The organism is Clostridium sp. (assembly GCF_040797585.1).
In the GTDB taxonomy this organism is placed as follows: domain Bacteria; phylum Bacillota; class Clostridia; order Clostridiales; family Clostridiaceae; genus Clostridium_Z.
This window is the reverse complement of sequence record NZ_JBFNEO010000079.1, coordinates 1-11,680: the sequence shown is the minus strand read 5'-3', so window position 1 is coordinate 11,680 and position 11,680 is coordinate 1. Positions and strand designations below refer to the sequence as shown.

Below are 11,680 nucleotides of genomic sequence, written 5' to 3'. Positions count from 1 at the left end.
AAGAGAAGTTTAGACTATATGCATTTTCATTAAGGGTAAAGCCTAAATAAATAGCACATTTTATTACTAGAGATAAAAGTGTAAATATAAAAAGGCTACTCCTTACAATTTGCGATTTTTCTATAGTATTAATTTTTGTAGATATGTAAGGTTTTAAATTCATATTATCATCCTCTACTTAATAAATTTGCTTAGTAAATTATATTATAAATATCAGTGGAAATCAAATAAATTAGGTTAGTGAATCCAAGGTAAATATAAATAGTATTGGATAAATTAATAGATTAATCATATTGTATTAAGAGAATCAATAAGAATATTTAGAATTTATGATATAATAATGTTATATATAATGTATATATAATAAATGTAAAAAGGTGGAGAAAATATGCATATAATAGATTGTAAGGGATTAAAATGTCCAACTCCCTTAATAAATACAAAAAAGTATTTTGATTCTATAGAAGAAGGAAAGGCAAAGATTATAGTTGATAATGAAGTAGCTAAAAATAATATAGTAAAATTTACAGAAAGTAATGGATTTACATATGAAGTTACAGAAAGTAAGGATTTATTTGAGATAGTTATAGAAAAAGATAATTGTAACTGTGCTCCTATTGAATTAGCAGAGGATTTATCCATTGTTATAACTTCTGATAAGTTAGGGGATGGAGATGACACTTTAGGGGAGACTCTTATGAAAAGTTATTTATTTGCTTTAAGTGAAAGTGATAATATACCGAAAACATTAATTTTCATGAATGGTGGAGTAAAACTTACAATAGAAGAGTCATCTTGTCTTGAGAGTATAACAAGACTTAGTGAAAGAGGAGTAGAAATATTAAGTTGCGGCGCATGTTTAGACTTTTTTGAAGTAAAAGATAAGTTAGCAGTTGGGGAAATATCTAATATGTATACTATAGTAGAAAAAATGAATAAATCTAAAAATACAATTAAGTTATAAATTTTACAGGTTTATTACAGCGGGATGGAGATACAATAAAAAGAGGTTGTTTCAAAATAGAACTTTGATGCAACCTCTTTTTATTGTATAACAAAAACATAATATCCATATATTGTATTGAATATGAGAGTTATATACAACATAGTACTTTATAAAGTAAGAAAATAATAATACAACAAAATTAGTAGATAAAAGGTAAAAAGTATATTATAATAATCATATGTTATAACACAAATCCTGAAAAATAAGATTAAATATAATTATAGTTAAATTTTGGGGGGAGAATCATGGCGTTTTTAGATGAGCCAATGACAGAAGAAATAAAGGAAGATCTAAGATATTTAAATCTTTTAGCTAAGCAATATCCTACTATAAATGCAGCTAGCACTGAGATAATAAATCTTCAAGCTATATTGAATTTACCAAAGGGTACTGAGCACTTTTTAACAGACATACACGGAGAGTATGAACCTTTTATACATGTATTAAAAAATGCATCAGGAGTAATTAAAAGAAAGATAGAGGATATATTTGGAATATCATTAAGGAATTGTGAGAAGAAAACTTTAGCTACTTTAATATATTATCCAGAACAAAAGTTAGAGCACATATTAAAGGAAGAAGATAATATTGATGATTGGTACAGAATAACCTTATATAGATTAGTAGAAATTTTAAGACATGTAACATCAAAGTATACAAGATCTAAGGTGAGAAAGGCATTACCTAAGGATTTCTCATATATAATAGAAGAATTATTACATGAACAACCAGAGAGGGAGGATAAGGAAGAGTATTATGATGAAATAATACAAACTATAATAAACATTGATAGAGCAAAGGAGTTTATTATAGCTATATCAAAGCTTATTCAAAGGCTTGTTATAGATAGGCTTCATATATTAGGAGATATATATGATAGAGGACCAGGAGCCCATATAATATTAGATACTTTAATGGAGTATCATTCTGTTGATATACAATGGGGAAATCACGATATACTTTGGATGGGAGCGGCAGCGGGATCAGAGGTGTGTATTGCAAACGTTTTGAGAATACAGGCAAGATATGCTAATTTAGATACTATAGAGGATGGATACGGAATAAATATGCTTCCTTTAGCTACTTTTGCCCTAGATTTTTACAAAAATGATTCCTGTACAAATTTCAAGCCAAAATTTGAATCTGAGAAGGAATATACCATGAAGGAAATCCAACTGATTTCTAAAATGCATAAAGCCATAGCTGTAATACAATTTAAGTTAGAGGGAGAAGTTATAAAGAGAAGACCAGAATTTAACATGGCTCATAGGATGATATTAAATAATATAGATTTTGAGAAGGGAACCATAGAATTATACGGAAAAACTTATAAGCTAAATGATAATAATTTTCCAACTATAGATCATAAAAACCCTTATGCTTTAACTAAGGAAGAAAAGGATTTAGTTGATAAGTTAAAATCATCTTTTATAAATAGTGAAAAATTACAAAAGCATATAAGTTTTTTATTTGCGAAGGGTAGTATGTATCTTATATATAACTCTAATCTTCTTTTCCATGGGTGTGTACCTTTAAATGATGATGGTACTTTAAGAAAAATAAAGTTAGGAAGTAAAGAATTTAAAGGAAGAACTCTTTTAGATGAATTTGAGACCTATGCAAGAGAGGGATATTTCCACCATAATAATCCTAAGGCGAAGCTTTATGGAATGGATATGATGTGGTACTTGTGGACAGGCAGTAATTCACCTTTATTTGGGAAGGATAAGATGACCACCTTTGAAAGATATTTTATAGAGGATAAATCTTGCCATAAGGAAGAAAAAAATGCTTATTATAAATTAAGAGATGAGGAAAGTATGTGTAATCTAGTATTAAAGGATTTTGGCTTAGATCCTAATAGTACACATATAATAAATGGACATGTACCTGTAGAGAAAAAGAATGGAGAAAGTCCAATAAAGGCAGGAGGAAAACTTCTTGTTATAGATGGAGGATTTTCAAGAGCTTATCAATCAAAAACTGGAATGGCAGGGTATACTTTAATATATAATTCTTTTGGGCTACAGCTTGTAAGTCATAAACCTTTTAGCTCTATAGACACTGCTATAAAAGAAGAGACTGATATACTATCAACCATGGTTATATTAGAAAAGGTAGTGGAGAGAAAAAGAGTTGGAGATACTGATGTTGGAGATGAGCTTAAGAAACAGATAAAGGATTTAAAGCTTTTACTTTCCGCTTATAGAAAGGGACTTATAAAAGAAAAGAGATAGTTAGATATATAGGTTCAACTATATCCATAGATTAAAATTCTATGAATATAATTGAACCTTATTTTTGTTAATTTTGTATGTTATAAAAAAGTCATAGGTTTTAAATAGTACATAGAATGTTCAATGAGAAAAGAGTCACATATATAAAAGAATTAAGGGAGATAATAATAAGAAGAAAAACTTTGGAAGAAAAAATATCATTATATTTAATTATATTAAAGGTTTACATGAAAAAAATTGAATAATATTGTTGATTAGTAGCGAAAAAAAGGTTATATTAAAAAAGACATTTTTATAAAACACAACATTATACAGTCTTATGAAAAGCTATACTAAAGATTTAAGAAAAGGAGTAGTAAGTTTGGAAAGATTAATTGGAATAATCGGATTATTAGTATTAATTTTTATAGCCTATCTATTATCAGAGAATAAGAAAAGGATTAACTGGAGATTAGTAATATCAGGAATGATACTTCAACTTATATTTGCAGTTTTAATACTTAAGGTTCCAGCGGGACAAAAGGTTTTTATAGCAGCTAGTGATGTTATAAATAAGCTTTTAGAATTCACAAAGGAAGGCACTAGCTTTTTATTTGGAGATCTAGTTAATGTAGATAAATTTGGATTTGTTTTTGCATTACAAGTACTCCCAACTATAATATTTTTCTCAGCTCTTATGGGAGTTTTATATTACCTAGGAGTAATGCAATTTATTATATCTATAATAGCTAAGGGACTTGCAAAATTGCTTGGTACCAGTGGAGCAGAGACAACTTCTGCTGTGGCTAATATATTCCTAAGTCAAAATGAGGCACCTTTAGTTGTTAAACCTTATATTAATAAGATGACAAGATCCGAGCTTCTTGCCATAATGACAGGAGGAATGGCAACAGTAGCAGGTTCAGTTATGGCAGGATATGTAGCCATGGGAGTAAATGCTGGACACCTACTTGCAGCAAGTATAATGGCAGCACCAGCAGGACTTGTTTTTGCTAAAATATTAGTGCCAGAAACTGAAGAAGCAGTTACTAAAAATAGTTTAGATATAAAAATTGACAATCAAAGTTCCGGAGTAATTGAAGCAGCAGCAATAGGTGCTGGAGAGGGACTTCAAATAGCCCTTGGAGTAGGAGCAATGCTTCTTGCCTTTATAGCTCTTATAGCTTTAAGTAATGCTCTTTTAAGTTCTATTGGATCTTTATTTGGAGCACCTTACCTGACTCTAAACTGGATATTCGGAAGATTATTTGCTCCAATAGCTTATGTTATGGGAATACCAACAGTAGATGTTTTTACAGCAGCAGATTTATTAGGACAAAAGACTGTATTAAATGAATTTGTGGCTTATTCAAGCCTTTCAGGTCTTATAAAAGAAGGAAGTCTTCAACCTAAAACTATAGTTATGTTAACTTATGCTTTATGTGGATTTGCTAATTTCTCTTCTATAGCTGTACAAATAGGTAGCATAGGTGCTATAGCTCCAGAAAGAAGAGGAGATGTAGCAAGACTAGGGTTAAAAGCTTTAGTGGGAGGTTCTCTAGCAGCTTTCATGACAGCAACTATAGCAGGGATACTGTTCTAAATAAAAAGTGGTTTTTTGCCACTTTTTATACCTTTTAATGTATTTTTAAATTTATCCATCTCTTGAAGTTATGATTTAACCTGTGAAAAATCATAGGTATAAACTAAGAACTTACTTAGGAACTTTATAATATAAAATTTCGATATAAGGATTGAATATTTATTTTGGTGATTTAAGGGAAATACAAAGGTAAGGAGAAATTTATATGGAAAGATTCATAGGAGTTTTAGGTCTAATAATATTAATAGGAATAGCATATTTATTATCAGAAAATAAGAAAAAGATTAATTGGAGACTGGTTATAACAGGAATAATTGTTCAGTTTACCTTTGCTATAATAATTCTTAAAATCCCTATAGGAAGAAAGATATTTTTAACCATAAGCGATGGTATATCTGCATTATTAAATTTTACAAGGGAGGGAACAGCATTTTTATTTGGAGATTTAGTAAATCCAGATAAGGTTGGTTCAGTATTTGCCCTTCAAATTCTTCCCACAATAATATTTTTCTCAGCTTTTATGAGTGTATTATACTATTTAGGAATTATGCAATTTATTATAAAGATAATTACTAAAGTAATAGCTAAGGCTCTTGGAACTAGTGGAGCAGAGACTACATCTGCAGTTGCTAATGTTTTCCTAGGATTAAATGAGGCTCCTTTAGTTGTAAAGCCTTATATTAAATCTATGACAAAGTCAGAACTTCTTGCTATAATGACCGGAGGTATGGCAACTGTTGCTGGCGGTGTTATGGCAGGGTATATTTCCATGGGAGTAAATGCAGGACACTTACTTGCAGCAAGTATAATGGCAGCTCCAGCAGGTCTTATAATATCTAAAATAATGATACCTGAAACAGAGAAGCCTTTAACAAAGGATAACTTTGATCTTAAGCTGGATAAAACTTCATCAAGTATTATAGAAGCTGCTGCTATGGGAGCTTCAGATGGACTTAGTATTGCTTTAAATGTAGGAGCTATGCTTCTTGCTTTTATTTCATTAATAGCTTTAGTTAATGCTTTAACATCTTATATATTTGGTATTTTTGGTATGGGATATATAAACCTAAGCTGGATATTTGGTAGACTATTCGCTCCTATAGCTTATATTATGGGGGTACCTGCATCAGATATATTAGTAGCAGGAGATCTTTTAGGAAAGAAAATAGTAATAAATGAGTTTGTTGCATACTCTGAACTATCTCCTTTAATAAAATCCGGAGCATTAAATCCTAAAACCGTAGTAATTCTTACTTATGCTCTATGTGGATTTGCTAACTTTAGCTCTGTAGCTGTGGAGATTGGTGGAATAGGAAGTTTAGCACCAGAAAGACGTTCTGATATAGCTAAACTTGGAATAAAGGCACTAATTGGTGGATCCTTAGCAGGATTTATAACTGCAACTATAGCAGGTATATTAATATAATACATAGTATATTAAATTGATAAAGACTCCTATTAAGATAATGTTATCTTAATAGGAGTTCTTTTTATATAACTCTTATTTTTATAGATAGGGCTATCGCATTAAGAAATCTAATCTCAATATGTTGTTTTAGAATTTAAGAATCTAATACAATATATTGTAGTTTTTATTCTTTGTGCTACATCCCCATTGATTCACTGACTTCATAAAGTCGAATAATTCAAGTGATATATAAGTGATTAAAATTTGTATACCTGTTGCTAGATCCAAAATATAATAGAAGTTATGCTCAGATTTATTAGTTAAAGCAATAGTATATTATCATGGTAAAGTAAGTTATTGGAAAAATCTTATTTAAATTATAAAATATATATATAATGCATATGAAATAAAGTTAGTGGTCAAATATATAAAGTATAGTCTCTTTAGTATTTACAGAATCTTTAAAATACTTACTAAGGTATTGACTAAGTATTTATTAATATGCTTCAAATAAGGATTATAAGGGGGAAGGGTTATGGTAAGTAATTCTCAAATATCTACCGGAATGACAATAAAATTAGATAATATATTGCCACCTATGCCAAAATTCTTAGAGGGAATAAGGAGAGCACCAGATAGAGGGTTTAATTTAACAGAAGAAAATACAGAAATAGCCTTAAAGAATGCTCTAAGATATATACCAGAGGAATTTCATGAGGAATTAGCAGAGGAGTTCTTAGAGGAGCTTAGAACAAGGGGAAGAATATATGGATATAGATTTAGACCAGAAGGAAGAATATATGGAAAGCCTATAGAGGAATATAAGGGAAAGACTTTAGAAGGTAAAGCCTTTCAAGTTATGATAGATAATAATTTAGATTTTAATATTGCTCTTTATCCTTATGAACTAGTTACCTATGGAGAGACAGGACAGGTATGCCAAAACTGGATGCAATATATACTCATAAAAAAATACTTAGAGGAATTAACTGATGAACAAACATTAGTTATAGAATCAGGACATCCTCTTGGAATTTTTAAATCTTCTAAAGAAGCTCCTAGAGTTATAATAACTAATGCCTTAATGATAGGAATGTTCGATAATTTCAATGATTGGCACTATGCTATGCAAATGGGAGTAGCTAATTATGGACAAATGACAGCTGGGGGATGGATGTATATAGGACCTCAAGGGATAGTTCATGGAACTTTTAACACCATATTAAATGCAGGTAGACAAAAGCTTGGAATAAAAGGAGATGAAGATTTAAGAGGACATATTTTTGTATCCTCTGGTCTTGGAGGAATGAGTGGAGCTCAGCCAAAGGCTATTGAAATAGCTGGGGGAGTTGGAATAGTTGCAGAGGTAGATTATTCAAGAATAGAAACAAGAAAAAATCAAGGATGGGTATCTTTAGTATCCGATGATTTAGAGGAGATTTTCAGAGTTTCTAAAGAATATATGGATAAAAAAGAGCCTATATCCATAGCTTATCATGGAAATATAGTGGATTTACTCCAATATGCAGTGGATAAAAATATAAATATAGAGTTATTATCAGATCAAACTTCTTGCCATGCTGCATATGAAGGAGGATATTGCCCTCAAGGAATAACCTTTGATGAAAGAACTAGGTTATTAAAAGAGGATAGAGATACTTTTAAAACATTGGTTGATAAGACCTTAAGAAAGCATTATGAGCTTATAAAAATACTTGTAGATAGAGGAACTTATTTCTTTGATTATGGAAATTCTTTTATGAAGGCTATTTATGATGCAGGATGCAAAGATATAGCTAAAAATGGGATAGATGAAAAGGGAGGATTTATATTCCCATCCTATGTAGAGGATATTATGGGACCAGAACTTTTTGACTTTGGATATGGTCCTTTTAGATGGGTATGTTTAAGTGGAAATCATGAGGATTTAACAAAAACAGATAAGGCTGCTATGGAATGTATAGATCCAAATAGAAGACCTCAAGATAGAGATAATTATGTGTGGATAAGAGATGCGGAAGAAAATGATTTAGTTGTTGGAACTCAGGCTAGAATATTATATCAAGATGCCATGGGAAGAACTAATATAGCTCTTAAATTTAATGACATGGTTAGAAAGGGAGAGGTTGGGCCTATAATGCTGGGACGTGATCACCATGATGTAAGTGGTACGGATTCTCCTTTTAGAGAAACTTCTAATATAAAAGATGGAAGTAATATAATGGCAGACATGGCTATTCAGTGTTTTGCAGGTAACTGCGCAAGAGGAATGACCTTAGTTGCTCTTCATAATGGAGGGGGAGTAGGTATTGGAAAATCTATCAATGGAGGATTTGGTCTCTTACTTGATGGTAGTGAGAAGGTAGACAATATAATAAAAAATGCTATGCCATGGGATGTTATGGGAGGAGTAGCTAGAAGAGCTTGGGCTAGAAATGAAAATTCCATAACTACAAGTATTGAGTATAACCATATGAATAAAGGAATAGATCATATAACATTGCCTTATATACCAAAAGATAGCCTTATAAAAAGAGTAGTTGGAGAGGTTTTTAAAAAATAGATAGTAAATTTAAAAAAATCTAAATAGATTATTCTATAACTATAAGGTTCCGAGTTAAAATTTTGATATATACATGATTCGGAATTTTCTAACATAAATTGCTTCATCAATGTATATTTTTCATAATGGGCTAGGAACCCTATAGTAAAAATTTCATGTCATAAACTTAATTAATAAACTTTGGAGGGATTATATAATGAGTAATATTAAAAGAATTTTTCAATGTGTTCCAAACTTTAGTGAAGGCCGTGATTTAGAAAAAGTTGAAAAAATAGTAGATTCTTTTAGAGGAAAAGAAGGAGTCAAACTTTTAGATTATAGTTCAGATAAGGATCATAATAGAACAGTAGTTACCCTAGTAGGAGAAGGAGAAGCTTTAAAAAGTGCTATGATAGATGCTATAGGAAAAGCTATAACTCTTATAGACCTTAGAGAGCATAAGGGAGAGCATCCAAGAATGGGAGCTTGTGATGTGGTACCGTTTATTCCTATTAGAAATGTGACAATGGAAGATGCTATAGCTTTAGCAAAGGAAGTAGCAAAGGAAGTTTCAGAAAAATATAACCTTCCAATATTCCTTTATGAAAAAGCAGCTACAAATCCAGAAAGAGAAAACTTAGCTAAGGTTAGAAAGGGTCAGTTTGAAGGAATGAAGGAGAAGCTTCAAGATCCTAATTGGACACCAGATTTTGGACCAAAGGAAGTGCATGAAAGTGCAGGGGTCACAGCGGTAGGAGCAAGAATGCCTTTAGTTGCTTTTAATGTAAACTTAGATACCTCTAATATAAATATAACTGATGCTATTGCTAAAAAGGTAAGATTTATAGGTGGAGGATTAAGATTCTGTAAGGCTATGGGAGTTGAACTTAAGGATAGAGGTATCACTCAGGTATCTATGAATATGACGGACTTTACAAAAACATCCATATATAGAGCTTTTGAAATGGTTAAAATGGAAGCTAAAAGGTATGGAGTTAATGTGGTTGGAAGTGAAATAGTAGGACTTGTACCTATGGAGGCTTTAATAGATGTGGCATCTTATTATATGGGTATAGAGGACTTTACCATGGATCAAGTTTTAGAAAGTAGACTTATGGAGTAAAGCTATGGGAAGAGATTTAATAGTAAAAAATGCTTCTCAGATAGTGACTCCTGTTGGAAAATCAGCAGTTTTTGGTAAGGAAATGGGAAATCTTAGAATAATAGAAAATGGAGCTATTATAATAGAGAATGGGATAATAAAGGCTTTAGGAAAAGAAGAAGAGGTTTTAAAGAATATAAATGAAGAGAACTATGAAATTTTAGACTGCAAAGGTAATGCAGTGCTGCCAGGCTTTGTGGATTCTCATACTCACTTTATATTTGGTGGCTATAGAGAAGAAGAGTTTTCATGGAGACTTAGAGGAGATAGCTACATGTCTATTATGGAAAGAGGAGGAGGCATAGTAAATACAGTAACTAAAACAAGAGAGGCCTCCTTTGAAGAGCTTTATGAAAGCGGAAAGAAAAGACTTAATACCATGATAGATTTTGGGGTTACCACAGTAGAAGGAAAAAGTGGATATGGACTTAACTTAGGTACTGAAATTAAGCAGTTAGAGGTTATGGAAAAGTTAAATAAGGATAGCAACATAGATATAGCCATAACCTTTATGGGAGCTCATGCAACTCCAAATGAATATAAGGGAAGAGAAAAGGAATATGTAGATTTTATCATAAAAGAAGTACTTCCTAAGGTTAAGGATAAGGCAGAATTTTGTGATGTTTTCTGTGAGAAAAATGTGTTTTCCATAGAGGATTCAAGAGACATACTTCTTAAGGCAAAGGAACTTAATATGAAGGTTAAGCTTCATGCAGACGAAATTGTACCTTTTAAAGGAGCAGAACTTAGTGGAGAGGTTAAAGCAGTTTCTGCAGATCATTTACTTAAAGCCTCTAAAGAGGGAATGGATGCTATGAGAGATAATAAGGTTGTTGCAACCCTACTTCCTTGTACTGCATTTAGCCTAAAAGAAGAGTATGCCAAGGGAAGAGAGATGATAAATAGAGGTCTTGCAGTAGCATTAGCTAGTGATTTAAATCCAGGAAGCTGTTTTACAAATTCTATTCCTTTAATCATAGCATTAAGTACCATATATATGAATTTATCTATAGAAGAGACCATAACTGCACTGACCTTAAATGGAGCTGCAGCAATAGATAGAAGTGATAATATAGGCTCTCTAGAAGAAGGGAAACAGGGAGATTTAATAGTATTAAATTATCCTTCTTATAAATTCCTATGTTATAATATAGGGATGAATTTAGTAGATAAAGTGGTAAAGAAGGGCTGTATTATTAAGTAATTTTATGATGATTAGCTTTCAGTTAATAATAAAAAAGTTATAATTGTAGTAATTAAATGAAAATAAACACAAAAGCCTTGATTTTGCATAGGGATTTATAGTAGAATGGATGGTAATAAAAGTAAAAGGAGTAGAGAGAGAGTCTATTCCTTTTATTTTTATAATGAGGAATATATTTCTAGTCTTTAAATTTTCATTAATAATCTAGAGACTGTAGTAAAAATAAGCGCAAAGTTATATAATATAATAAAAATACTATGCAAAGGGTGTTTTATATGACAGAGAAATTAATTGAATTTTTTGAAGAGATAAAAGATTTTACCTTTTGGAAAGGTCAATGGATAAAGAAGCTTGTTTATGATGGAAAAGGAACTTTAAGAGGAATATATGAAAGAAAGTTTAGGGATAAAGAAGTCAAGGAAATATGTAAGGATAACAACAAAAAAGTCTTAAATATAAAAGAATATAGATACGGAGAAGAGGGTCTTTTAAATAAAATAGTTGTAAAAAATGGAGATGGCACTATAGAGTATATAAAC

8 protein-coding genes are annotated in these 11,680 nt (G+C 31.0%); all 8 read left to right on the top strand.

Annotated elements, in window-relative coordinates:
• The first annotated feature begins 388 nt into the window (after positions 1-388).
• Entirely contained in the window at positions 389-964 is a 576-nt protein-coding gene (yedF, locus tag AB2369_RS06945; protein ID WP_367665753.1) for a sulfurtransferase-like selenium metabolism protein YedF, read from the top strand.
• A 287-nt stretch (positions 965-1,251) separates the two neighbouring features.
• Positions 1,252-3,243, top strand: coding sequence for a fructose-1,6-bisphosphatase (locus AB2369_RS06940; protein WP_367665752.1), 1,992 nt, complete (start codon positions 1,252-1,254; stop codon positions 3,241-3,243).
• Positions 3,244-3,604: 361 nt separating this feature from the next.
• Complete coding sequence (locus tag AB2369_RS06935) at positions 3,605-4,825, top strand: NupC/NupG family nucleoside CNT transporter (protein WP_367665751.1); 1,221 nt, start codon at positions 3,605-3,607, stop codon at positions 4,823-4,825.
• Between the two features lie 205 nt (positions 4,826-5,030).
• A complete protein-coding gene (locus tag AB2369_RS06930) occupies positions 5,031-6,251 on the top strand; it encodes a NupC/NupG family nucleoside CNT transporter (protein WP_367665750.1) in 1,221 nt (406 codons plus the stop codon).
• 517 nt (positions 6,252-6,768) lie between these two features.
• Positions 6,769-8,796, top strand: a complete 2,028-nt coding sequence (locus AB2369_RS06925) for a urocanate hydratase (RefSeq protein ID WP_367665749.1) — start codon at positions 6,769-6,771, stop codon at positions 8,794-8,796.
• A 196-nt stretch (positions 8,797-8,992) separates the two neighbouring features.
• Positions 8,993-9,898 (top strand): glutamate formimidoyltransferase, encoded by a 906-nt coding sequence (gene ftcD / locus AB2369_RS06920; protein WP_367665748.1) that lies wholly within the window; start codon positions 8,993-8,995, stop codon positions 9,896-9,898.
• Between the two features lie 4 nt (positions 9,899-9,902).
• Entirely contained in the window at positions 9,903-11,141 is a 1,239-nt protein-coding gene (hutI, locus tag AB2369_RS06915) for an imidazolonepropionase (RefSeq protein ID WP_367665747.1), read from the top strand.
• Between the two features lie 275 nt (positions 11,142-11,416).
• A partial coding sequence (locus tag AB2369_RS06910) for a hypothetical protein (protein WP_367665746.1) occupies positions 11,417-11,680 on the top strand: 264 nt, incomplete at its 3' end.